Annotated in this window: 21 protein-coding genes; 5 read left to right on the forward strand and 16 right to left on the reverse strand. The window is 34.5% G+C overall.

Going from position 1 to position 24,225, the window contains the following annotated elements; translation table 11 throughout:
- Position 1: 1 nt before the first annotated feature.
- Entirely contained in the window at positions 2 to 1,342 is a 1,341-nt protein-coding gene (locus tag QYS48_RS00505; RefSeq protein WP_302099926.1) for a 3-oxoacid CoA-transferase, read from the forward strand.
- 14 nt (positions 1,343 to 1,356) lie between these two features.
- Here QYS48_RS00505 and QYS48_RS00510 read toward each other — a convergent pair whose 3' ends face one another.
- From QYS48_RS00510 to QYS48_RS00530, 5 genes are all read right to left on the reverse strand, one after another.
- A complete protein-coding gene (locus QYS48_RS00510) occupies positions 1,357 to 1,980 on the reverse strand; it encodes an alpha/beta fold hydrolase (RefSeq protein WP_308357073.1) in 624 nt (207 codons plus the stop codon).
- Positions 1,980 to 2,957, reverse strand: coding sequence for a ring-cleaving dioxygenase (locus tag QYS48_RS00515; protein WP_308357074.1), 978 nt, complete (start codon positions 2,955 to 2,957; stop codon positions 1,980 to 1,982). Before QYS48_RS00515 ends, QYS48_RS00510 begins: the two co-directional genes overlap by 1 nt.
- A gap of 105 nt (positions 2,958 to 3,062) precedes the next feature.
- Complete coding sequence (locus QYS48_RS00520) at positions 3,063 to 3,644, reverse strand: Crp/Fnr family transcriptional regulator (RefSeq protein WP_302099919.1); 582 nt, start codon at positions 3,642 to 3,644, stop codon at positions 3,063 to 3,065.
- Between the two features lie 155 nt (positions 3,645 to 3,799).
- Positions 3,800 to 5,599, reverse strand: coding sequence for an acyl-CoA dehydrogenase family protein (locus QYS48_RS00525; RefSeq protein WP_308357075.1), 1,800 nt, complete (start codon positions 5,597 to 5,599; stop codon positions 3,800 to 3,802).
- Between the two features lie 4 nt (positions 5,600 to 5,603).
- On the reverse strand, positions 5,604 to 6,260 hold the full coding sequence (locus QYS48_RS00530) for a transglutaminase-like domain-containing protein (protein WP_308357076.1): 657 nt from the start codon (positions 6,258 to 6,260) through the stop codon (positions 5,604 to 5,606).
- 120 nt (positions 6,261 to 6,380) lie between these two features.
- Here QYS48_RS00530 and QYS48_RS00535 point away from each other — a divergent pair, with 120 nt between their 5' ends.
- The 4 genes from QYS48_RS00535 (at position 6,381) to QYS48_RS00550 (ending at position 10,315) form a co-directional block, all read left to right on the forward strand.
- Entirely contained in the window at positions 6,381 to 7,019 is a 639-nt protein-coding gene (locus QYS48_RS00535; protein ID WP_302099917.1) for a TetR/AcrR family transcriptional regulator, read from the forward strand.
- A gap of 89 nt (positions 7,020 to 7,108) precedes the next feature.
- Positions 7,109 to 8,977 carry a cation:proton antiporter gene (locus QYS48_RS00540; RefSeq protein ID WP_308357077.1) on the forward strand — a complete coding sequence of 623 codons (1,869 nt, stop codon included), beginning with the start codon at positions 7,109 to 7,111 and terminating at the stop codon, positions 8,975 to 8,977.
- Between the two features lie 400 nt (positions 8,978 to 9,377).
- Positions 9,378 to 9,656: a hypothetical protein gene (locus QYS48_RS00545; protein ID WP_308357078.1), complete on the forward strand. Its 279-nt coding sequence runs from the start codon at positions 9,378 to 9,380 to the stop codon at positions 9,654 to 9,656.
- Positions 9,657 to 9,667: 11 nt separating this feature from the next.
- Positions 9,668 to 10,315 (forward strand): hypothetical protein, encoded by a 648-nt coding sequence (locus tag QYS48_RS00550; protein WP_302099914.1) that lies wholly within the window; start codon positions 9,668 to 9,670, stop codon positions 10,313 to 10,315.
- Between the two features lie 683 nt (positions 10,316 to 10,998).
- Here QYS48_RS00550 and QYS48_RS00555 read toward each other — a convergent pair.
- The 11 genes from QYS48_RS00555 to QYS48_RS00605 form a co-directional block, all read right to left on the reverse strand.
- Entirely contained in the window at positions 10,999 to 13,074 is a 2,076-nt protein-coding gene (locus tag QYS48_RS00555) for a hypothetical protein (protein ID WP_308357079.1), read from the reverse strand.
- 14 nt (positions 13,075 to 13,088) lie between these two features.
- Positions 13,089 to 14,888, reverse strand: a complete 1,800-nt coding sequence (locus tag QYS48_RS00560) for a hypothetical protein (protein ID WP_308357080.1) — start codon at positions 14,886 to 14,888, stop codon at positions 13,089 to 13,091.
- A 28-nt stretch (positions 14,889 to 14,916) separates the two neighbouring features.
- Positions 14,917 to 17,862, reverse strand: coding sequence for a hypothetical protein (locus QYS48_RS00565; protein WP_308357081.1), 2,946 nt, complete (start codon positions 17,860 to 17,862; stop codon positions 14,917 to 14,919).
- Between the two features lie 196 nt (positions 17,863 to 18,058).
- Positions 18,059 to 18,727, reverse strand: coding sequence for a response regulator transcription factor (locus tag QYS48_RS00570; RefSeq protein ID WP_308357082.1), 669 nt, complete (start codon positions 18,725 to 18,727; stop codon positions 18,059 to 18,061).
- A complete protein-coding gene (locus QYS48_RS00575) occupies positions 18,724 to 19,476 on the reverse strand; it encodes an ATP-binding protein (protein ID WP_308357083.1) in 753 nt (250 codons plus the stop codon). The genes QYS48_RS00570 and QYS48_RS00575 overlap by 4 nt, the downstream gene beginning before the upstream one ends.
- A complete protein-coding gene (locus QYS48_RS00580; RefSeq protein ID WP_308357084.1) occupies positions 19,452 to 20,096 on the reverse strand; it encodes a hypothetical protein in 645 nt (214 codons plus the stop codon). The genes QYS48_RS00575 and QYS48_RS00580 overlap by 25 nt, the downstream gene beginning before the upstream one ends.
- Positions 20,096 to 20,863 carry a hypothetical protein gene (locus QYS48_RS00585; RefSeq protein WP_308357085.1) on the reverse strand — a complete coding sequence of 256 codons (768 nt, stop codon included), beginning with the start codon at positions 20,861 to 20,863 and terminating at the stop codon, positions 20,096 to 20,098. The genes QYS48_RS00580 and QYS48_RS00585 overlap by 1 nt, the downstream gene beginning before the upstream one ends.
- Positions 20,864 to 21,643: 780 nt before the next feature.
- Positions 21,644 to 22,192: a transposase gene (locus QYS48_RS00590; protein ID WP_302099901.1), complete on the reverse strand. Its 549-nt coding sequence runs from the start codon at positions 22,190 to 22,192 to the stop codon at positions 21,644 to 21,646.
- A 165-nt stretch (positions 22,193 to 22,357) separates the two neighbouring features.
- Positions 22,358 to 22,642: a hypothetical protein gene (locus tag QYS48_RS00595; protein ID WP_308357086.1), complete on the reverse strand. Its 285-nt coding sequence runs from the start codon at positions 22,640 to 22,642 to the stop codon at positions 22,358 to 22,360.
- A gap of 56 nt (positions 22,643 to 22,698) precedes the next feature.
- Positions 22,699 to 23,697 carry a hypothetical protein gene (locus tag QYS48_RS00600; protein WP_308357087.1) on the reverse strand — a complete coding sequence of 333 codons (999 nt, stop codon included), beginning with the start codon at positions 23,695 to 23,697 and terminating at the stop codon, positions 22,699 to 22,701.
- Positions 23,697 to 24,179 (reverse strand): hypothetical protein, encoded by a 483-nt coding sequence (locus QYS48_RS00605; RefSeq protein ID WP_308357088.1) that lies wholly within the window; start codon positions 24,177 to 24,179, stop codon positions 23,697 to 23,699. Before QYS48_RS00605 ends, QYS48_RS00600 begins: the two co-directional genes overlap by 1 nt.
- Positions 24,180 to 24,225: the final 46 nt, after the last annotated feature.

The raw sequence follows: 24,225 nt of genomic DNA on the forward strand, positions 1-24,225 counted from the left end.
GATGAAAAATGTTCCAATTATTACTGCTCAAGAAGCAGCAAAAAAAGTAAAATCAAATGACACCATTTTATGTGGTGGATTTGGTATGACAGGAGCACCGGTGAATTTACTGCATGCTCTGGCAGAAACGGATACCAAGCAGTTAACCTATATTGGTAATAATGTAGGAGAACCAGGTTTAGGGGGAGATAGATTGCTTACCAATGGTCAGCTCAAAAAAATGATTGGTTCTTATTTTACAAGTAACCCCAATGCTGTAAAATGGGCTCAAGATGGTAAGGTTGATTATGCATTGTTGCCACAGGGAACATTAGGAGAAGCTATCAGGGCCGGTGGAATGGGTATCGGAGGATTTTTCACTCCTACCGCAGCTGGAACTGTTTTGGCAAAGGAGCTTGAAACAAAAGTCCTGAATGGAGTGGAACAAGTATTTGTGAATTCTATTAGAGGAAATGTTGCTTTTATTCGTGCCTGGAAAGCTGATAAAGCCGGGAATCTGACCTATAGAATGACAGAACAGAATTTTAATCCTGCCATGGCAACAGCTGCAGATTTGGTAATTGCAGAAGTAGAAGAAATTGTAGAAGTAGGAGAACTAGACCCTAATCATATTCATACTCAGGCTTGCTTTGTGGACTTTTTGGTTGAATCAAAGCTAAAAGAGGAAAACTTAGGATCCTCTGCATCTGTTGGAAGCAAAAAAGCAGGTGAAACCAGAATGAATATTGCGCGAAGAGCATTAAAAGAGATCAGCAAAGGAGATATAGTGAATTTGGGAATCGGAATTCCTACGCTTGTGGCTGATCTTATTAAAGCTGAAGATGAAATTGTGCTACATACCGAAAATGGAATGTTGGGTGTAGGTCCAGAGCCTTCTGATGGTTCAGGAGCAATGGTCAATCCTGTAAATGCCGGAAAAATTCCGGTTACTGCTATTAAAGGTGCTAGTTATTTTGACACCTCCACTTCTTTTGGGATGATTAGAGGAAAACATGTTGATGTGGCAATAATGGGAGGATTAGAAGTGGATGAAAAAGGAAACTTAGCAAACTGGGCTGTTCCAGGCAAACCTTTACTAGGAGTTGGTGGTGCCATGGATTTAGCATCTGGAGCTAAAAAATTAATCATTACCATGAGTCATCTTAATAAAGATGGAAGTCCTAAGCTTGTTAAAGAATGTAATTTACCAGTAACGGCTATGCAAGCAGTGGATATTGTTATTACAGATAAGGCTGTCTTTAGAATAGGAAATGAAGGATTTGAATTAATTGAATTAATGCCGGGTGAAACTGTAGAAAGTATAGAGAAGAGTACTGGAGCTCCTTTTAAAAATAGCTTATAAAAAAAAGCTACTGCTTATAAATAATTAGCAGTAGCTTTAATTTCTTCTTCTGAAACTTCATGAGGTCTTTTTTCAAATATTTTCAATTCAACCTTAGCATTTAGTCTATTGAATTCATTTGCTGTTTCTTTAGTTCTTGAAACAGGTACCCATTCATCTATTTCTGAAGTAGTAATATATACCGGAGTTTCTTCAAAATCTCCTTTGAATTTCCAATCTATTTCATCCTGTCCTATATAACCTCCTGTAAAAATAATGATCGATTTATATCGATTAGGATGTAAAAGTGCATATTGAGCCATCAAACAAGCTCCTTGAGAAAAGCCCATCAATATGATGTTTTCATCTGAATATCCTAAATCATTTAATTCTTTATGGTAATGTTCAACCGTCTCTAAGGAATAATCAAGATCTGGTAGATTTTCATTTAAATCGGCCATAAAGCCTTTAGGATACCAGGCTTTTTCAGATGCTGTGGGTAAGATTACAGGTATATTTTCCCAACCCATTTTCTTTAAAATATCCTGCATGAAAGCCGGTGTTTGATTTCTTCCATGAAGGCATAAAATAGCATATCCCGAAGCGTCTTGCTTCGGGATATTTAATTTTACTGGAGATTCTTCTAAATGAAAATTCATTATTTATCTCTTAAGTAATCAGGTACTTGAATTGGCTCCAATGGTTTAATCAATTCTTCTCTTCTATCTTCGAAGAATGGTGGTAAAAGTAACTCATGGCCTAATAAATCTTCTGGCTCATCCACTGCAAATCCTATATCGGAAGTAGCAAATTCAAATAGTTGACCACCTGGAGTTCTAGTATAGATAGAATGGAAATAATTTCTATCCTTAATTTCAGTCACATCCGTATAACCAGTACCTTCAATATATGCTTTTAATTCAGCACTTTGCTCATCGTTTGCAGTAGCAAAAGCAATGTGGTGAGGAATTCCAACACCGAATGTCCAGCTTCCTTGTGGTAAATCTGGCTGATGGTGTAATTCAATAACTCTTCTTGCTCCACCGTCTTTGATATGATAACGGTGATAATCACCTTCCTGCCCTACTTTATTAAAGCCTAAGGTTTCTGTTAAATATTTATCCATCATTTCTACCTCTCTAACAGATAGTACTGCACTGTGGATACCTTTAATACCATTCTCTTTAGAAATCTCATCTGTTGACCACGCATTACGGTTGTCGTTGGCATCTCCGAAAACACCAATACCCACTCCAGATGGATCTTCAAAATGAATCATTTTTTGACCAAAGCGTTCTAAGATTCCAGAGTTTTTTACATTGTGCTTATCTAAATGCTGTTTCCAAAAAGGAAGGGAATCAGGGTGAACTGAAAAACCAGAAACTTCAATTTGACCAGAACCTTTTTTACCGTAAACACCTGCTTTTTTAAATGGAAAAGTAGTCCAAACAGATCCTACTTCAGCATCAGCATTTGCATAATATAAATGATAAACACTTGCTGAGCCATCAAATAATACTGTTTGCTTAATCATTCGCATCCCCATTACCTGAGTTACGAAATCAATGTCTTCTTGAGCGCTACCAACACTTACAGTTAAGTGGTGTAGTCCCGTGATATATTCGTTCGGATTCATAGTAGTAAAATTTTAATTTGTTTAGGTGAAATTAACCATAGAAGTTAGAGGTTGTTCTGTATTTCAAACAAATGTTTACTATATGAACTTAAATCTTAATTTAGTTTAAGATTGAGCCAATTTGCGTTTCAACTTACTTAAAAACTCAGGTGTGATGCCCATATAGGACGCAATGTATTTTTGAGGAACTATCAATTCTAAACGAGGATGAATTTTCACAAACTCCAGATACTTTTCTTCAGCGGTATAGGAAATATTTCTAATAATTCTTTTTTGATGGCTTATCAAGGCATTTTGATATAGAATTCGAAAATACTTTTCAAAAACAGGGCACTTTTGAATTAATTGCTCAAAATTTTCTTTACTCAATAAATACACCTCAGAAGGCATAATCGCTTTTACAGAATAACTGGATTCATGGCTATTAAAAATAGCGTCTAAATCACCTGTCCACCACATGTCTTGACCAAATTGTATGGCATGCTTATGATCATGTTTATCTTTAAAATATGTCATGAGGCAACCTGACTTTATTAAAATAAAATACAGAGATGAATCTCCTTGCCTTACTATATGCTCATTCTTTTTAACAGATTTAAATTCGACTAGATCAAAAAAGCAGTTAATGTCATCAGTGGTTATAGGGACTTTCGATTGGAAATGATTAATAATTTCTTCTTTCTGCATACTTATTAATGGATTAAAATTAAAAAATCTTTAATCAAAGAATTTAATCCTGTTTGATTTATAGCTTAATATAAAAGAGAAATTTTATAAAATGGTTTAAAAATAACTGATAAAATAGCAGAACTGGCTTTCACCAGTTCTGCATTTCATCACAACTAGAAACAAAACTCACCTTCTTCAATGACTTTATCAGCTATCATTCTACCTGACTCTTTAAGGTTGAAAGTATTAAATTTGGTAAACCTTTTGAGTGCCATAAGCAACATCTTAGCATCATCACCCTCCGCAAAAGACAAAATAGCTTTTTGTCCCGCAGATTTAATTTCCTCTATGGCATCGTATAATTGTAATTTTGAAATCTCTAATTCAATCTGCGCTGCTTCTTCTCCTAATAAGTCCTTTTTATTCTGACTTCTCAACCAACAAGATTCCACAACATATAATTGAATGACCATATCAGCTATATTCATCAGTATTTCTTGCTCATCTTTCAATTTCACCATCAATTTCTGAGCAGCACTACCCGCAATTGCTAAAATAGCTTTCTTCAAATTTTGGATTGTAGAAAATGCTTTTGCCCATTCATCCGTTTCATTATCTGGGGTTAAGCTAGGTACGGAAGTTAATTCAGACTGAACTTCTTGTGCAGCACTCATAAGATCTAGCTCGCCTTTCATTGCCTTCTTCAACAGCATATCCACTATGAGCATTCTGTTTATTTCATTCGTTCCCTCAAATATCCTACTGATCCTGGCATCTCTGTATAATCGAGCCATTGGGGCTTCTTCAGAAAACCCCATTCCGCCATATACCTGTAGGCCTTCATCTACTACAAAATCTTGAACTTCTGTTCCGAATACTTTAATGATAGCACATTCAATTCCAAAAGCAGAAACTGATTTAGGTTTTGCTTGCTCTTTTGAAACACCAGTTGATAATAATTCAGCTTCTTTCTGATCTATATAATCGCCAGTTCTATAGGCTGCAGCTTCCAATGCATAGGTTTTGGTAACCATCTGGGCAATCTTATGCTTAATAGCGCCAAATTCACTAATAGACTTTCCAAATTGTTTTCTTTGCTTCGCATATTCTACCGAATGACAAATTGCCTTTTTTGAAACCCCTACTCCACCAATTCCTAATTTTATTCTACCTGTGCTTAATACATTCAATGCAATTTTAAAGCCTTCACCTCTTTTACCAAGCATATTAGCTTCAGGTACAGCAACATCATTTAAAAATACCTGTCTGGTAGATGATGCTCTGATTCCCATCTTATCTTCCTCATCTCCCAAGCTCAAGCCTTCAAATGATTTTTCAACTACAAATGCTGATAGATCTTTATCATCTTCTACTTTAGCAAAAACAATAAATATATCAGCGATACCCGCATTGGTAATCCACATTTTTTGGCCATTCAGCACATAAGCTTTTTTATTCGAATCATAAACTGCTTTTGTCTTTCCCGAATTTGCATCTGAACCTGCATCTGGCTCCGTTAAACAGTAACACCCTTTCCATTTGCCAGAAATTAAATTAGGGATATATTTAGCTTTTTGATCTTCATTTCCATACAATAGAATGGGAGCAATTCCGATACTGGTTTGTACACCGAATGCTGGGGAAAACTCTGTGCATTTTGCTACCTCTTCTATTACTTTCAAAGTAGTATTAAAGCTCACCTCAATACCGCCATAGTTTTCAGGAACACCCAAACTTAGCAGACCAAGTTCACCTGCTTTTTCTAATAAATTGATCGTCTGGCTTAAGTCCTTCTTTTTCTCCAGTTCGTCAGCCAAGGGCATTGCTTCTTGCTCTACAAAATCTTTAGCAGAGGCAATCATCATATTTTGTTCCTCCGTAAAATCACTATTCACAAATATTCTTTTCGGGGATTGATTGATTAAAAAAGAACCACCCGTGATAGTTGGTTGAAATTTTTCTTGAGTTTCCATAGTTCTATTTAAGTTTTATAAGTTTTCCATCTTGAAAATTCTCAGCAAGGTGTGGGTAATGAGCCGCTAATTCACTCATGAATAATTCATAAGGAATATCTTCAAAGTGGCCGTATTGATGTGTATATTCCATGAATTTGCCACCGTTCTTATCATATTCCTGGAAGATTGAATCATCATCTAACTGAAAAGCTAAAGGCTCAACATTCAGCATATGACATAGGGATTCATTAAAAACAGGAGTCAATTTAAGCCAGCGATCGTTCCAGAATATTTCGGCATAACCATGAAAAACCAATGTATTGGTTTGCAAAATTTCTTCCAGCTTAGCCGTTCCTATATGATTTCTAACATTAGCAAAACCCAAACGAGCAGGCACACCCAAAATGCGGGCACCCGCAACAAACAAACAGCTTTTCTCTACACAGTATCCATAATCTCTATTTACCAAATGGCTGGCACGCATTGCTTCTTTTGAAAAATCTAAAGTGTATGGATCATATTTGAATCCATCGCGAACTGCATAATAAAGCGCATTTAATTTATATTCTAAATGTTCATGCCCTTTCGTTTTTTCAATTACAAAATCCTGAACATCTGGATGGTCTGAATTTGTAAAATAACCAGGCTTAAGATATCTATCTGTTATTTTTTCTTGCATTTATTAATTAATTAGGCATTATTGCCTAACAAATATAGAGAATAAAACCATCAATTAGGCATGATTGCCTAATTATTTTTATTAGTTCTATTTTTATAGATTTGCCTTGAATAAATCAGCATGAAAACCAAAGATAAAATCCTAGATAAAGCTTTAGAATTATTTAACGAGCATGGCATATCCGCTATATCCAGTAAAACTATAGCGGAAGAAATGGGAATCAGCTATGGGAATTTATGCTATCATTTCCCTAAGAAGGATGACATCATTCTTCAGCTTTATTTAAACATGCAGGAAAGAATTGATGCTCAATTTAAAAACATTAAGGAAGAGGTGATCAATCTTGAATTTATGTTGAGCAGGCTGAAAGTACTTTTCGAAGAAATCTATAAGTATAAATTCATTTATTTGGGTATTACCAAAGTAATGCGTCATTTCGATCATATTAAAAAACATGCTCAGCAACAATTTGAACAGCGCTGGAAAATATTAGATATGATCTCTGATTTCCTGATAGCTAATGGCTACATGAAACCTTTTAAAGACAGCAGACAGAAAAACATGTTGATTCATTCATTATTGATGATCAGCAATTCATGGATATCGGATGCTGAGACTTTTTACAGCGGCAAAGAGGAAGATAAGGTCGATTATTATATGCAGCTTTTCTTTAATTTAGTGCGACCCACTTTGACAGAAAAAGGGAAAGAAGGATTTCATAAGGTAGTTAAAAACAGTTCAAATAATTTAGAAGCATAAGCAATTATAAGTTCTCTTATATTTGAACTTTGAGGGAAGTATTTATTCCATTATTTTTCACAACCAAAGCTTTGCTTTATACTATATTTATGGAAAACTTAGACTATTGGCCACTCTTTATTGTTTTTATGATTGCCTGGGTGGTTCCCATGCTGCTTTCTTGGTTTGAGGTCTCAAAAGTCCCTTCTGTTATTGTAGAAATCATTGTAGGAGTAGCTTGTGGCCCTTTTGTTCTCAATATAATCTCTGATACCCCTATAGTAAGCTTTTTAGCTGATACTGGTTTCTTATTCTTGATTTTTCTTTCTGGTTTAGAAATTGATATGCAGAAGATCATCTCTTCTTTTCCAAAAGGTAAAGTAACGCTTTCTAATTTACTCAAAAATTCATTTTTACTTGCCGTATTCATTTATTTTGGCTCCTTGATTTTGTCTCTTCCCTTTGCCTGGTTCATTAGCCTATTTATGGAAATAGATATTTTCTTTTTTGCTTTATTATTACCCACTGTCGCTTTAAGTATAACGGTTCCCATCTTAAAAGCAGATGGAGAATTAAGCAGAAAGTTTGGACAGGTCATGCTGATGGAAGGAGCCATTGCCACGGTGATGAGTATCATCATTATATCAGTTTATTCAGGAGTATTAGAAAACGGATTTGAAGTAGAGCTTTTATTATTCATCCTCATATTTTTTGCTTTTACCCTAGTTTATATCATAGGAAAGCAAATTAGCAGAAAGAGAAGGTTTCAGATTATACTCTACAAATTGGAGCATGCTGCAAGCCAAATTCGGATACGGGGAACAGTAGCCCTGCTCATGTTCTTTGTATTAATTGCCCATCTCATCAATACCGAACTCGTTATGGGTGCCTTTTTTGCGGGAGCCTTACTGAGTCTTTTTGTGGAGAAAAAACGCTCTTCTTTACTGTTCAAATTAGACGGCATGAGTTATGGCTTTTTCATTCCCATCTTTTTCATCATGGTGGGAGTAAACCTCGATTTATCCTCATTAAGTCAGTTTGGAGAATCTATTCCCTTTATCATCACCCTGCTTTTAGGTTTTTCCATTACCCAAATTCTTCCTGCCCTTATTATGTGGAAAGTATTTGGTCTGAAAAAAGCGCTAGCGGGTGGGGTTTTACTTTGTGCAAGAATGGGCCTTACTATTGCGGCTGCTCAAATTGGTTTAAATCTTGGGGTGATTAATTCAGCAGAAAACGCAGGAATTGTCATTTCTTCGATTTTGATTAGTCTAATTTCTCCGCTGCTCTACAAAATTTTAAATAAATCAGAAGTTGAAGAACACTATGAAATTTACATATTGGGAGGACTTAGAGCCAGTATCATTTTAGCCGAGCGACTCAAAATGCATGGGATTTCTGCTTTAAGTATAGTACAGAAAAAGGATTTAATCCCAGAATATGAAAGAAAGCATCTTAATTTCAATTATGTAGAGCAAGTTTCTGAAGAAGTAATTTCGGGTTTAAATATCAAAACAGGAGATTTAGTGATTGTATTAACTGAATCTAAGTTGTTAAACCAAGAGTTAACGACCTTCATAAAAGAGAAACTTCACCACAGTAAGATTATTGCACGAAAGCAATCTGCTAACCGCAAATTAATAGGACCCAATTCGAAAATTAAATTTATTGATCACGATGAAGTATTGGCCAGCCATGTGGAATCTTTGATTGTAAGCCCTGATTCCATTTCCTCTTTATCCGAGAGCTTTGAAAATTATAGATTGGAGGAAATACAGATTAAAAGAAAGGAAATTCATAAAAGGAAAGTAAAAGAATTAGCACTCCCTCCTACTGGCTCATTAGTGATTCAAAAGCGTGATGGGGAAGTTTTTATTCCGCATGGTGATACAAAATTATTATTAGGAGATTTCATAACGGTTATTGGAAATCAGAATGCTTTGGCAGAATTTCGAAAAACCTTTGTCGGAAATACTTAATAAGATTGTTCTCAATCAGAACATTTAAATCTACTGATGAGGTTCATTTGAATACAGGCAGCGCGTGAAAAACAGTTTTAAGCCACTGTATCGTCCTAAAACAACTTTGCGGCTCATAGATTTAATCGGTTTATAAATTCATAGTTTATAGAATTAATTCCTGAAACTGGACCTCTACCTCTATATCAATAAAATCCCAAATCATATGGTAGGTAATTCTACCTATTTCAGCAAAACCAGTATTTCTACGCTAAAAAATATCCACTCATTATCAGACATTTATAATGTAATCGTAAAAAAACTTCGATTAGACCGCTAGCTAGTATTAATACCATCGAAGTATAAAGGCGTAATCCGAAAAGCCCATATTAAATAGAGTAGGAAAATTAATAATAAAAACATGTCAGAACAAACAAATAAACTAGGCGCATTTTCACCATATTCAAGTGAAATAAGTAAAGCAAGTAAATCAGCTTTTGATGAAGCCATGAAAGGGCTTGTAGGTGTTAGATATGCACCAGTAGCAGTGTCTCATCAAGTTGTATCGGGTACTAATTACCATTTCTTCTGTAATACCGAATCTGCAACAAGACAACCCGTAATTGGAGCAGCGATTGTCAGTATTTATAAGCCATTAGAAGGCTCTGCTATTATTAACAACATCAAAGAAATCAACTAAACTTTAAAGTTATGCAATCAATTCCAATTAAAGTTAAAAACGTTACTGTCTATATGTATTTCAATCCATTGGAACCGTTGTCAGCCGTAATATTAACAAATGCGACTGGTACTTATTCCATTGGCACTTTAGGGCTCAATTCCTTTTACAATTTAGCGCTAGAAAATGAGGGCAAAGTCACAAACCCGTTAAATGTTCATGCTAAGTACTATGCAACATTTGAGACAGAGTCAGGACATAAAGGTACTACTCCTTGGATGTATTGCCTAAATAATTCATCGAAGCCCGACTTTGGTAGAACTATTAGTATGGTGCCTTCAGACACAAATGATATTGGTGTAAATTTAGCAGATGAGTCAGGTTTTATAACACTTGGCGAATTAACTGATATTACTGTTTCACAAGTTTTTCCTTCCCCAGGTATTGGTCAACGTACATTGATCACTAATGGGACAGGAAATATTATTGCCACAAGATTTGGCACGCCACACGAAATGGGTGTACAGGTTAATGATGGTTACTGGTTAGATTCAATTTTAGTAGGATCTAAGAATATTATAATTTCAGCTAAGACCAAAAAAGGGGATATATTTTCTCAAACTGGCTATACTGTCATTAAAGGAGAAAAGCCAGCGATTTTCTTAAAGCAGTTCTTTTAGAAGATTCGAAATTAGCGAAATATAATTTCTTACCCTTTATATATTAGAGCTCCGAAAATTTCAGTGGAATTTTCGGGGCTTTATCTTTTACAAATTTATTTCTTTGCACTTGATTTAAATTTTAATTAAAAGTTTCATAAGCTAGAAACTTGAATCTCCCAACCCTCCGAAGCAATTAATAAGATAACACTTTAAGTGCAAACAAATTTAATAAAAGCCGATTCTACACTGCTGATTTTAGTCCTTCAGAAGAAGATTTCTCTGGACTACATTTAATCTGTGATTTTGTACCAGTATACTCTTACCTACTTAAATCAGAATCCTCTTCTTGCTTTGCAAGGCTACAATTAGCTAGAATGTTTTTGCATCCGATATCTTAAAGCAGCAATTTGAAAGCCATTAAAATCTTTCTAAGAAATTATATATAATAGTGGGACGTTTAATTATTCACCGATAGATTAACGGCTGGCTTTGTGTTATACAATAATAATTAGCACAAGGGCTTTTTTCCTATTGTCTTTTATTATAGTTTTCTCATGGATTCAATGGAAAGATGTTTTCAAATAAAAAAATAGAATATTCAAAAAAACATGTACTTTAATTAAAGGACGATGTAATTGAATATTCTATTTAGTACCTCTGTTAATTCAATTTATCTGGATTTAAATCAGATAAACCTGTTCTTATCGCTCATTTGCAAAAGCCTCTTGTCCGTAACGTTCAGCAGATTCTTCAGCTTCAGCTGATTTGCTTTTTTCGCTTTCTTCTGTTGTGCTTTCAGCTGTTTCCTTTTGTTCCTTAAGTGCCTCTTCCTCTTTTGCTAAATCATCCAACTGTTGTTTCAATTGTGCTTCTTGCTGAGTTAGAACATCTTTATTTGGCGGATCTTTTTTGAGCTCATTTTGAATTTTGGTTAATTCTTCCTGAGAATCGGCTTTTTCCTTACTAGTTTGACTAATGCTAGTTTCAGTCTCTGTAATAGCCGCTTGAACTTCACTTTCATGATTTTGAAGGAGCGCTACTTTATGTGAGGAAACCTCTGCAATTAGTTTTTGATTTAAGAAAGAGTCCATTGCCGAATCTTGAAAACGAGAAGCAATTTTATCGATAGAAATTAATTGCTTCGTAGTTTTCAATCCCTCTGTTATATCCGGATTTAACTTTTGTACCAATTTTTGAAAATCCGGATCTGCCACAAGCTGTTGTTCTATTGTATTGGCCATAGTTGAAGCAACCTTAGATTTAAGGGAATCATTCAGAAGAGCTGTGGCAATTACATCTGTAGCACTACCCATTACGAGGCGTGTTTCAAAAGCTTGAACCTCAACTAAAGCGCTTTCCTTTATCACTTCACTAGCAGCATCTTGAATAGCTTTCCAGTCGATCTTTTCATTCAATTTATCAAGTTCTGCCTTGTTATCTTTTAACATTGATTCCAGCTCTGGAGGAATTGGGTATTCCTTCCAATTTGAAGAAACAACGGAAGTATCTAGAATTAAACCACTTTGAAGGCTACTCCGATCGGGAACCAGATCAGTAGGTTCCGATCTAATAAAGCCTGTTTCACCTAAATTTCCCGAAGCAATTGCACGTTTTTCACCTTCTTCACCTACTGCATTAAATTCATCACAATTACTGGTTTCCATTAATTCCTTGATGTTTACCTCACTGACCCTAGTATAGGTAAATAAATGCATTTCATTTAATAGCGCTCCACCAGTGGAATCTAATCCACTTAGGATGGCTGCATCTCTGATCAAAGCGAAGTCTTCATGTGCAAGTATCTCTCTAAAGTTTTTTACAACTTCAGGATTTAACAGTAATTCTGCTACTGCATCTTCTCCAACTAGGTCTTTAAGCTTCTCAAGATTATTATTCAATAAGACTGTCCTTCTAAACACATTTTTGAAAAGAGCGGGTGAGATGGCAGCATTTACAACATCACCGCCAATGATAGGATTTGCTCCAAAATGCAAGGAAGTACATATCACACCTTCAAAGGAAGGATGAGCATAAAACGACCAGGGAACAATACCATGCTGTGAATGAAGCATGGATGTCATATTTAATGTTGATTGGATGGTGCCCCCATCATGAGTATAAACATCCTGATTCAAGGAATGAATCACAGAGTTATCTCCTAATAGATGGGTACCAACTACCCTACTTCCTTGTTTAAATGCTTCTCGATTGATCTTTCTAATCTCCAACCAATTTTCTTGTATTGCATTTACTGGTGTTCCATCAATTGCCCTTCCACCTGCTACCATTTCTGCAAAAATGGAATCGCTAATAGTGGCGCCACCACCAGGAAAACTTCCCATGGCCATACGTTGCAAATTGTAATCTTTAACTGCTGCAATAGGATCTGGGCATGGTTCTAAACTTACCACAACTACCGCATGAGCTTCAGGAGTAGAAAAATTATTAGTAAAAACGCGCCTTTTTGCCGCACTAGGCCAACCGGAAGAATCTAAACCGAATTCTTGCATCTGCTGCTTAATAGCTTGTAAACCTACAAGTTTGGTATAATCTCCTATTCCTTTCAAGTAGGAAGAGCGATCATTTTTCAGGGAAGAAACCAAGTAGCTGGCCATATCTTTTTGCTGAATATGACTTGCAGAAAAACAATCTTGAACCTGATTATAATTAATATTTGACAATGGTGCTAAATTGGCTCCTCGCATGGTCAAATTTAGAGCTCCGTTAACAAAAGGAGCTCCTTTAAATACATAATTTCTTAAAACTGGAAATGCCATAGTTTATTCAAGTTTTAGTTAGCTGATTTATCTATATTTCCAAGTAAGACCATATCTCGGGGCACTTGCAATCCTGAATTAACATCTACATCAAATATGTTTCCTCCAGGGAATAAAATATTCGTTGTTGCGAAGTAATTAATCCCAGCGAAGGATAAAGATATTTTTGGAGCAAAATTTCCCAGAGCAGCCTGAAGTGCCTGGTGAATTTCATTAGCAGCATCACCTGTCCAAAATTTATCCCAACAATCTTTGTGAGCGGGTTTAGGTGAAACAGTTGCACTATACGTACTCTCTTCAAAGCTTAATTTTGGATTAATATCAATATTATCTGAAGAATCAAGTATTATTTTTGACGGACTATTTGGATTAGATTTAATATCAATGGTAACCTTATGTCCAGAATCTGTCGACCAATTAATATCTGAGGTATGACTATAAAATGGACAAATAGTTGTCATGTCCGATCCAGTTTCGTAATTAAACCCTGCTTGCTGTATGCTCCACTCTAAGGATATTTGATCACCAGTTAAGATCATTGTAATAGGGTAATCATTAGAGCTTAACACATCATTATTAACCTTTAAATAAGAAGTAGAGTAAGATGAACAACTCCCTGAACCTGGAAAAGATTGACTTCCTGTTTCTGTCTTTGGAATGTTGATCGCTATGTTTATATTACTAGCATGAATGTTAGCTTGAATTCCGGAATCTAAATTGGTAAAGGTAACGGAACAATCTGTTAAGCTTTTCTGCAATTGGCTAGTTAAAAAGATGTTTTGAATGAAACTTTGAGAAAATATCATACTTGCAGTGTTTCCTTTCGGAATTGGTGAAGAGCGCTTTCCAGCAACAGTAAAGCTAGGGTTTGTTTGACCAACACCTTTATTTTGAGTGGTTGCTATATAAGTACTAAGTACGCCAGTATTATTACCAGTAGTTACAGTGTTAAACACAAACGACTTCGGAGTAATCATGGTCTCTCCTGTTGGTGAAGGAGTTGGCGCAATAGAGTTTAGCGCATAATCTATATCATTAACTGAATTACTGAAAAAATTGGTAATACTATTTAACAATTGAGCCTCTTTATTGAAATTGCTATCCAGCTTTGGCGAAATAGCGAATGTTGCCGGATTAGATGCTTTATTGCTAAAGTGTAAAACGATGTGCGCCTGTGAAGTTGGGGCGCTTTCTTTAAAAACAACAATCGTTCCCTTATTATATATTTGATTATCTCCTAAAATAGCAGATATTGGAATAGATCCAACCAAACTGTGCGTTCCAGTCACTGAAGGGCCTGGTTCTGGTGATTTTATGCTAGTGATTTTATACCAGTCATTTTCATACATGGCACAATCTCCAATCGCAATTTTAGATTGGTCTGTCAGCTCTGTATATTCTCCATTGCTTACAGAATACCAAGTTTCTGACTTATATTTTGCTGGCGTATCTACTGCACCAACTTTACTTACCACCACTCCCTGATTAGTAGAACTTATTTTTGAAATGGGCATGTTTAAGGTTGCACGACCATCTAAGTTGAAATTTAAAACTGGTTCACTCAACTTAAAATCGTAGGTAGTCATGTTAAGCCCACCAAAATCCAAAACCCAATCCCAAATTACTACTCCTGGAATATCGGCAACAAGCTTACCTTGTTTGTATTTTTCGGATAATAATTCATTAAGCTTTGTCAGATCATAGGAACAAACTACGTCCCATCCGTTAGTCGTGTTTTCCCCCTTCATTGCCGTTGACATTTGACTAAAGTTGTCAAAAATTACTGTGCCCGAATCATTGTTAATTGTACTCATAATTTCTGTGATTAATAGTTTATAGATGTTAAATAATTGAAGCTTTGTATTTTGATGAAATAGTGTCGTAGAATGTACCATCAAAAATCAAAGTGACTGATTGAATTTGACTGATGTCAAAATTTATGTTTTTCTTAGGGTTAATTTGTACTCTCCAGGTCGCATAAGGCCCAATATTGGCAAGCTGTAATTCCTGATTGTTGTTTGTTTGGTTGGAAACCAAACTAGCCGGTATTATTTTACCAGTTTTGGTGTTGTAGCCACATTGAACCACAACAGGACTATGTACATAATCGAACCATTCCAAACTTGAGGGATTTTGAATTTTCTCCTTACCCAGTTGAATTAGATCAATGAAAATTTCTTGCCCCACACTGGCTGCTTGTTTAAGCTTTATATCTACGCCTACCTGCGTTAATCTAACATCAGCCCGGTTAAAAAAAGAGCCGCTATTTGGAATTGGTATAGTGAGGGTTGAGGAATTCGCAGCTTTCAATAAGCCCACTTGAAAATCATTTAATGAGATTCTTAGAGCCGAATCACCAGAGAAAGTTCCTGTCGGACTTGGAAAAAAACCAGGTGATCCTTCGAAAGCGGATTCAAGACTTAAATTAATAGATTGAAGCAAATAACTATCTACTTTTTGCGGGCTAATTCCATTTAAACTGTTGGCTAGTTTATTTGATTTAGTCACTGACCAGAAGTCAAATGCTTTTGAGGCCCTATACAATTGTTCCAATAATTCAGATCTGGCGTGATTGTAAATGTAAGTCATGTAAGAAGAAATTTCAGGAAGAGCCGGATCAATATCGTCAAACTTCTTTTGATTGATGTTACTAATAAGGAGGCGAGCCTTATTTAAAGAGATAAGCTCTTTTTCAGCCATTACCAATAGTTGATTATATTTCAGAATCTCTGAATTTCTTTTTTGGATGAGATCGATGTAATTTTTGAATTCCTTTTTAAGATCATCTATTTCTGTCGGAAATTTGGAATAGAACTGATCCAACATTTTCATGAGTTGGTTTTCATCTGCAATTATTTTATTCCCACCAGGATCTTGCAATTGAATTATACCACTGTTTAATTGATTAAAACTCTCAGCTAAAGTTTGACCTTTTATTACCCCACTGATCTGCTTAATTCCATCAACCAAATAACTTTTTTTTACATCAATTCCTTGATCATTTTTTATGTTAGTGATACCAGAATATAAGATTGATGTAGCTTGTGTACCCCACATCAGAGCACTTTCCGGTGCAAATGCGATAGAAGTTAGTGAACCAAGAAAAGCTTTAACATCAAAATCGAAGGAATCTTTAATAGCTAATACAATTTGAGAAATGTCTCCGGTAATAATACTTGTATATGGAGTTAGTTGTTTGGTTAATGATTCTACTAAATCAATACTTGTTTCAATCTCCGAATTTATTGCATTAATGTTTTGTTGGGATTGAGATTCGATCGTATTTAATTGAGAAGTTTGGTCGGTTAAATAGCTTACCTCAGCAGTTTGTTCGCTCAGTTTTTTTGAATACTGTAGATAGGCAGTTTCAATTTCTATAAACGAATTTATCATTTCATCTAAAGCACTTTTATACATTTGATAAGTACCTCTTGGGGCAAAGTTGTAATCATGTCCATAGGCATCTAACCCTTGAATGAGCTGATTCGACATTTGCGTGGCTTCATTGTAAACCTGATTGAAAATAGCTAAGCTATTTTGGCAACCTAGGAGCTGTTCGTGCTCTCCGAAAAATTTGGCAAAACTTTCATCATCCTTCAACTGTGAAAGGTATTTCGTTTTAAAGCTTAATCGGTCTAATAGGTTTTTTGCATCTTTAATATTGGCGATTCCTCCTGATTTAGAAGGGTCACTAAATAGAATCTGAAGTCGAGCTTTTTCCAGCACCATTTGTAACTGGTTAGGATGTATAAATAAGAATGGGTCTGTCAAATTATAAAAATCAGGAGATAAAAGACCTTCTATTAAGTTTTCTGATGAGGTAAAACCTAATTCAATAACCTCCCCATTTTTACCAGCTTTTCCAAGTAATCCATTATCGCTTCCTCCACTTCCTTGTCCGCCTAATCCTTGTTCACCTCCACTCGCATTTAAATTTTGTTTTAAGTACTGATTTTTAAATTGATCTCCTAAACTTTGAAGCATGTTATTCAAGTCAATAATAATTGATTTGATATTGGAAGGAAGTACTAAAGATCCACCTGTACTGAATGTTTTTGAAAAGTTCTGTAGTTCTTCAATTGCCTCTTTAAGTGTTAAATTATCCGTTAACGTAGCATTCTTTTGAGAGGAAGATGTCGGATAAAGCATAGTCATAATAGAACAAAAAGCATCAATATAAGCTACAATATTAGCCGGGTTGCCTTCCGTTTCAGTCGAATCCGAAAAACTACTTGCTATTTTCTTTAAATAATCCTGTGCAACTAAGTAACTATTGCTGAAAAGAATTACTATATCACCACCTTTTCCTCCCGTTCCGCCAGTTCCTCCTTTTTTATTTTCACTTGCTTGCCCGGTTCCTCCCCTTCCACCCTTAGCATTGAAGGTAATAGGCATCCCATCTGTTGAAAATGAATTGACATAAAGATATAAATGACCTCCATCATGCCCATTATCTCCCTCTTTTCCGGGTGAATCAACTGCTACTCCGGGAGTAACTAGTCCATCTGCTCCCGAAGTGTCTAGCTCAGCACCTGTACCTAAAACCAAGATATCTGTAGATACAGCAAGCTTATTTGCTTTTACAGATCCTGATAAAGTGATTTGCTCAGCAAAAAGTGCTAAATTCAATCCAGCATATGCATTGAGATCTATCGTATGATTATCTTCTGCAGACACAATTACATCTAAATCTCCTATTTTTATCTTTCGAATGATTTGTTGATTACCAGCAAGTTGAGAATAGGCTTTAATATCCTCTCTAGGCAATTGATTTGAGTTTTTTTTCATCGTATCAGGCATAGGTCAAGTTTTAATTCTGTATAGGTCGTTCTTTTGATCTGTGATTATTGTGGCTGCACAATTGCTCACATTGCTATTGAACTATTCAATAGGTTGATCATTACAAATAGACAGAATTATATCAAGGTATTTTAGAGTAGAAAATACCTAATTGACTGGCACGTATTTATACCTGATAATGGAATTATGAAATGGGGTGAATATTATGAGCTATTGCATAAACGACTAGTCCAACGGTATTCTTCGCTCCAACTTTTTCTAATATTCTTTGACGATGACCTTCAACCGTTCTTTTACTAATGAACAATTGATCTGCAATTTCTTGATTGGTGTATTCTTGACAAATTAATTTTAATACATCAATTTCTCTACTCGATAACTCTTGTTCAGCCTCTAAAGTGGGTTGTTTTGGTTTACTTATCATAAAATCTACAAGCATATCCTGATCCTTCTTCGTAAAATATACCCCCTTTTCATATACTGATTCTACAACTTGCAAAAGCTCAATCTTATTTGAGTTTTTAGGGATAAAAGCTGAAACTCCTAACTTAATCATATGCCCGAGCACATTACTTTTGTAATGAGATGAGAGTATAATGATTTTCAAATCAGGATATTTCGCTCTCAAAACTTCAACTAAATCAAAACCATCCATTGGCTTCATTTGAACATCGATCAGGGCAATATCAGGAAAATCTGATTTTTGAATTCCTTCCATCTCGTATAGAAAATCTTCACCACTACTGGCTGTTTTAACAACTTTTATATTTTCTACATTTGAAAATAAAAGCGAGAGTCCTTCTAAAATTAAAGGCTCGTCATCTACTAATGCTAATTTTATTATTGTACTCACGGTTTTAAATAGGCTATAATTAATCTAGTCCCCTTAGCTGTTTTACTTTTCCACTTACTATATGCATCAATAGATTGAATTCTACCATCAATATTTTTAAGTCCCATCCCCTTTTGCAGCGTGTCATGATTAAACCCTATGCCGTTATCCGATAAAATCATTGCAAAAGAGGTCTCAGTATCTCTTAAATGGATTAGCATTTTTTTTGCATGAGCATGCTTAATAACATTAGTTAAAAACTCCTGGATGATACGATAGATTTTCACTTCAATTGAAATATCTTTTTTTTGGTAATCATGCTGGGCTATTAATTGAATTGATAGAGATGTATTAACCGAAGCAATTAAAGCTTCAATTTGAAAAATTAAACCAAATTTCTCCAGATTAGCTGGATATAAAGTGTGCGATATGTTCCGAACCGCTTCAATTAGCGTTGGTATCTGTTGACTAACCACTTCCTTTGAACGATTGCTATTCCATGTATCTTCGTTATTAATCCAGAGTGAGAGAATATTGAGCTTGTTCCCCACATCATCATGCAGCATTTCAGCTATCCGTTTCCTTTCATTTTCCTGCACAATGGTATATTGCATGCTAATCTCTTTTTGATGCTCTAACTCTAATTGATGTTGCCTGGATTGTTCTCTCAAAATCTTTTGAATAAAGGCTCTATATACCGCAAAAGAAGTAATTATAATTATCGATAGTACGATAATCATAATTACTATATATAAGATCTTGACTTCCATTTTTTGAAACTGTAAAATGTATAGATGAAACTACCGTATAAAATAGAAGAAAGAATATTATTTATAATCCAAAGATTGATGCTGTGCTCAGTCAATTGATTAATTAACAAGAATAAAAATAAAGATACGCTATAGTACAGAAATAGGGCTCCGAAAATAAACCAACTCTGTTTGCTTCTTTCAACTTCCCTCATGTTTTTAACGAGTAGAATAGCCAGTAAACAAATAATAATTAAATGAGAAATAATCTTTGCATAACCGGTAGAAGCATCTTGATGAACAAACCATAAGATAGTGGTTTCAATAAAGATAAAACTAGCCACTATTCCTGTTACTAGTTTCCACATTTTTGTCGCTTTGAATTCTGTTAGGCATAAGCTCATTAATATCAAAAACTCTCCTGTGACGTAGATTGGATATAAATACTGTGTAGTCTTACTCTCCAATACATAAATTGAGAATATCGACATACTCTCAATTCCTAAAATAAAACCCAGATAGATTATATGCCATTTTTTAAATTCATTATTCCGTATTACTTCATTGCTTACACCATACAAAAAAGCGGTAATCAATAAAGAATAAGAGAGAATGATAGAGCTTAAAATATAATTGTTCATCAACCTAAAAGCCCGAAATCTACTCCGTCTTTGCAAAGCGGTGGGCAAGGATGAGCCCAATCTTGCGAGTTCGTTAGCATTATTTCATCAACAGCCTGCGAACTAATAATCTGTGCAGATTTGGTTTGATTTTCTACAGCAATAAAAATTAATATGGGCAAAGCTTTTTGATAAATGGAAGAATGTTTAAAACCAAAGAAAGCAACCACTTCACCATCTTGGCCCGTTTCTCGTGATATATCTGAAAACGGTACCGTAAAGGTTCTAAAGATATTCTTCCCATTTGATTTTTTAGACTGATAATAAAACCAATCTAAACATTCATTTTTCCATTTCTCTATGTCTTTTACAGAAGCTCTTTCCGTTATACTAGGTTCATTGTAAGTGGGGAAATCCTTTTCTTCACTATATTTTGTAATCTCTAGATTTTCAGAAAGCACGGTTTTCTTTCTAGTCGTAACAACATCTGTTTCCGTTATTACTATTTCTTTATTTAATCTTTTTAATTCTGAATATAAATAGGAAGGAAGTTCTTTTTCTGTCCCCTTTTTATCTAAAGGAACCACAATTAAAATTAGCTGATCTTCATTAACTCCTATATAGGTATGGAACTTACCGTTATCATTGTTTTCTTCAAGCCATTGACATTCTTTTTGATTAAAGCTGAAGGCAGCGGCTGGAGGTACTAAAGATTTGATTTCATTATAATGCGCTCTGGTCTTTTCCCACTTTTCGATGGCGAGAATACATTTTTCTTTTTCAAGCATGATCTTATTATTTGGTTTTGGCTATTTATATAAGTTAAGTAATTGTTTACATCTACTATTTTTCTCTTTATCAACTTTTAAACTTCACAAGGACATTACTTATCATTCAAAATTCGTTAGTGTTACTGTAATTTAACAGCTTCACCATTTTCAATACATCCAAAACTCTTTTCATTATTTTTGAAAAATAAATCTCAAAAAAAAAGCTAGTACTCATTTTGCCTATTCAAGCATAAGAAATAATAGCGTTAAAGGGCTTACTATCCTAATGAAACAATATAAACTCTTGTTATTGTGCTTATAATTCTTCTGGACCAGAACATGCACCAATACTATCGATAAAACAAAAAAATTGATGAATAGCAGGTTTTGGTCGTTGAAGAAATCAATAAGTAAATATAGCCGATTAATTATAAAAATCACCTTAAAATACAAGTATTAATTGGAGATCAGATATTTTTTTAGATTTAAAATGAAATTTGGGAAGAGCAATGTTTAATCTCATAATCCTTACTTAATTAACTGAGAAGATTATTATTTTTAGGGAGTACAATATTTTAAAATTTGAACATATTTTACCTCCATCCAGAATGGTACGGGAACAATAGTTTTAAGCCACATTTAAATTATGCGCATATCTATTTTGATGAAATAATTATGCGTGGTCAAAAATTGCAATCGCGCATATCCAATTTTTAGAGTCCGCATATATGCGGGTTGCAAAATGGATACGCATTGTCTAGTCCTCGTTTGTAACGAGGATTCTGAAAAAATGAGTTTTCAACTCAAGAAGCTAATTTCAACCAGACCAGTCCTTCCACAATAATCTCTTGCTGAACTATATACATAATCTTCTGCATTATCTACAATTAAGGCTTCAACCGGATTCTGATGAATATAATTAAGCCGTCCCTCTATCATTTTAGAAGTTAATTCAATAGCATGATTATCATCTTTCCAAAACTTGTAATTCTTGATTCTTTGTAATATAGTGCCCACAAATTTAAACTGTTGCAACATCCATTCTCTTCTGCTTTCTGGTTCCGTTTCTATCATGTTGAGGATACGTTTAGCTGTAAATTTCTTGAAATCTCTGATTATATCCGATAATTTAAATCCTTCATCTGCTGATATAATCAAATGAAGGTGTTTACTCATCAAACACCAAGCATATACTTTTAACCCTTTCTGTTGAATACAGAAATTCAATGAATTTACGACTTCAATTTTATAGGCTTTTCTGGTAAAGACATCTATCCAATTTACCACTGTGAATGTTACAAAATACAAAGCATTTTGATCTGCTATTTTATATCGGTCGCCAGACATGTTTTGGTTGATTAATTGCCTTTTGCTTATCTTACAATGTAAGGACTTTTTTGAAAAAAATCTACTTGCTTTAGATCAATTATGTCTTTTAAGCATTGCAAATGCTTGGTTTTAAGCATCCTCGTTACAAACGAGGACGAGTTGGGGAAATGGGGAAAGTAAAATTTACTTTCTTCTATTGAGGAATTTTCTACGGCCCTCCCTAATCATCAAATAACCTATTGTCCCAAAAATTAATATAATAGGATATTTCCACCAACCTTTTTCTAATAGCGATAACATGGCTAGTAGTCCCTTTTGTTTTGTTGGACCACCCTCGACTTGGCCATCTACAATAAATTGATTTGTAATATAGGTAAAGCCATTAAAAAGGACCATGATGGCAATAATAAATTGGATGGCTCCATAAAGGAATAATTCGGTTATTGACATCTCCTTCTTATCATTCATATAATTTGGTTTAGTATTTTTTTCTTATGATTAAGCTGCTTTGTAATAACTTCATTTTAATCAATTTCAAATATATGCAAAGTATTATCCTGTGTATGGACAAACATTCTGCTCTCATTCACTTGGATGCTTCCTATACCCCCATTTTTAGGTTCAAACTCATATTTATATATCAGATCCTTTTTATCCCAATCTAATATGCCCAATTTGGCTTTGTTATCACCTATCGTTTGGGTGAAATAAAATCTATCATTGAGTACAGCACATCTATGGTCATGTATGGCATCAAACCCATTAGATTTAACTAAGGAATTACAATCCCATTCCTCAAGTTCTAAGTTTTGAGTATTAATTCTACAAAGGACATTTTCAAATTTTGTAGAATAGATAAAATCACCGTCCTGAAAAATTTCATAACACACTTCATCAAATTTTTTCAATAACTTACCTGAATGAACATCTAATACATAAAGTCCATTATTTTGATTACCTGTTATTACAAAGAACAAGTTATTATAATTGCTCAAAAGATTGCTATGAAGGTTCCCTTTTTGAGCCTCTGCCAATAAGGCATATTTATGATTCCAAACAATTTGTCCATCATTAAATATATCGTAATAGCAGATAGAACCGTCACCAGAGCCAACTTGTTCTGCCTGAATAAAACCGTCCTTTAAAAAGAGTTTGGGACCACCTTGTTGAAGAACTGGAACTCTAACTTTTTTTTCTGAATCGAAAATTATAACATCTTTATTTTCAATTAATAAATAGGCTTTGTAAATATCACCATATATATAAAAAAACTTTCCATTAAACTTTTTATCGAAGCCATTTTTTAAGGAGTAAAAATAACTTACTTCATCTTGATAAAAATAAATCCCCTCTTTATATCTCCCTATTTTATTAGTTCTTTTAGCTAATTTAATAGATAGGGTTTCACTAAACTCTGGTGAAAATTCAAAAACCTTTAACAAAGTTCTATCTAATTTTATACAGACAATTTCCTTATCGATATAAAGTACACCTCCAACAAGCTTGTTTACACTAAACTTCATTACTTAAAAATCAAACTGTAATTCAAGTTAACAAATTCATCAATTTGATTATCCGTTATAATATCATCCGCATCACTCATTTTAAAAATCCTTTCAAAATTGGCAGCCTTGACTGCATTATCCCCTTCTATAATATCCATTATGGAGCTCTTATTTTCTATCAACCATGTTTTTAATTGTTCCGCATCGAAATTTGAGTCTTCAATTCTCCATTGTATTTCATCTAAATTATTCGCATTGAATAAATCTCGTTCAATAAATTGACTTTTTATAATATCAGAGGTAACACTACCAGGCCCTGTTTTATACTCAACCTTTAAATTAGGAATTTTACAATTATTACAAAATACATCTAGAGAAGAGTTAGTATTTCTGGCATTACCAATACTATGTTCAAACTTAATGTTTTTTCCACCAAACGTTTCAATATCATCTGTGACATTTCTCAAGGTCCAATACATTCCCTTTTTGAAGTTGTCCACTAGTCCTCGTTTGTAACGAGGATTCTGAAAATATGAGTTTTTAACT

The organism is Marivirga arenosa, assembly GCF_030503895.2.
Classification (GTDB): Bacteria; Bacteroidota; Bacteroidia; order Cytophagales; family Cyclobacteriaceae; genus Marivirga; species Marivirga arenosa.

Bases quoted from the DNA above. Each gene is read 5' to 3' on its own strand.
- QYS48_RS00505 (WP_302099926.1), top strand. From the start codon at position 2: ATGAAAAATGTTCCAATTATTACTGCTCAAGAAGCAGCAAAAAAAGTA.
- QYS48_RS00510 (WP_308357073.1), bottom strand. From the start codon at position 1,980: ATGAATTTTCATTTAGAAGAATCTCCAGTAAAATTAAATATCCCGAAG.
- QYS48_RS00515 (WP_308357074.1), bottom strand. From the start codon at position 2,957: ATGAATCCGAACGAATATATCACGGGACTACACCACTTAACTGTAAGT.
- QYS48_RS00520 (WP_302099919.1), bottom strand. From the start codon at position 3,644: ATGCAGAAAGAAGAAATTATTAATCATTTCCAATCGAAAGTCCCTATA.
- QYS48_RS00525 (WP_308357075.1), bottom strand. From the start codon at position 5,599: ATGGAAACTCAAGAAAAATTTCAACCAACTATCACGGGTGGTTCTTTT.
- QYS48_RS00530 (WP_308357076.1), bottom strand. From the start codon at position 6,260: ATGCAAGAAAAAATAACAGATAGATATCTTAAGCCTGGTTATTTTACA.
- QYS48_RS00535 (WP_302099917.1), top strand. From the start codon at position 6,381: ATGAAAACCAAAGATAAAATCCTAGATAAAGCTTTAGAATTATTTAAC.
- QYS48_RS00540 (WP_308357077.1), top strand. From the start codon at position 7,109: ATGGAAAACTTAGACTATTGGCCACTCTTTATTGTTTTTATGATTGCC.
- QYS48_RS00545 (WP_308357078.1), top strand. From the start codon at position 9,378: ATGTCAGAACAAACAAATAAACTAGGCGCATTTTCACCATATTCAAGT.
- QYS48_RS00550 (WP_302099914.1), top strand. From the start codon at position 9,668: ATGCAATCAATTCCAATTAAAGTTAAAAACGTTACTGTCTATATGTAT.
- QYS48_RS00555 (WP_308357079.1), bottom strand. From the start codon at position 13,074: ATGGCATTTCCAGTTTTAAGAAATTATGTATTTAAAGGAGCTCCTTTT.
- QYS48_RS00560 (WP_308357080.1), bottom strand. From the start codon at position 14,888: ATGAGTACAATTAACAATGATTCGGGCACAGTAATTTTTGACAACTTT.
- QYS48_RS00565 (WP_308357081.1), bottom strand. From the start codon at position 17,862: ATGAAAAAAAACTCAAATCAATTGCCTAGAGAGGATATTAAAGCCTAT.
- QYS48_RS00575 (WP_308357083.1), bottom strand. From the start codon at position 19,476: ATGGAAGTCAAGATCTTATATATAGTAATTATGATTATCGTACTATCG.
- QYS48_RS00580 (WP_308357084.1), bottom strand. From the start codon at position 20,096: ATGAACAATTATATTTTAAGCTCTATCATTCTCTCTTATTCTTTATTG.
- QYS48_RS00585 (WP_308357085.1), bottom strand. From the start codon at position 20,863: ATGCTTGAAAAAGAAAAATGTATTCTCGCCATCGAAAAGTGGGAAAAG.
- QYS48_RS00590 (WP_302099901.1), bottom strand. From the start codon at position 22,192: ATGTCTGGCGACCGATATAAAATAGCAGATCAAAATGCTTTGTATTTT.
- QYS48_RS00595 (WP_308357086.1), bottom strand. From the start codon at position 22,642: ATGAATGATAAGAAGGAGATGTCAATAACCGAATTATTCCTTTATGGA.
- QYS48_RS00600 (WP_308357087.1), bottom strand. From the start codon at position 23,697: ATGAAGTTTAGTGTAAACAAGCTTGTTGGAGGTGTACTTTATATCGAT.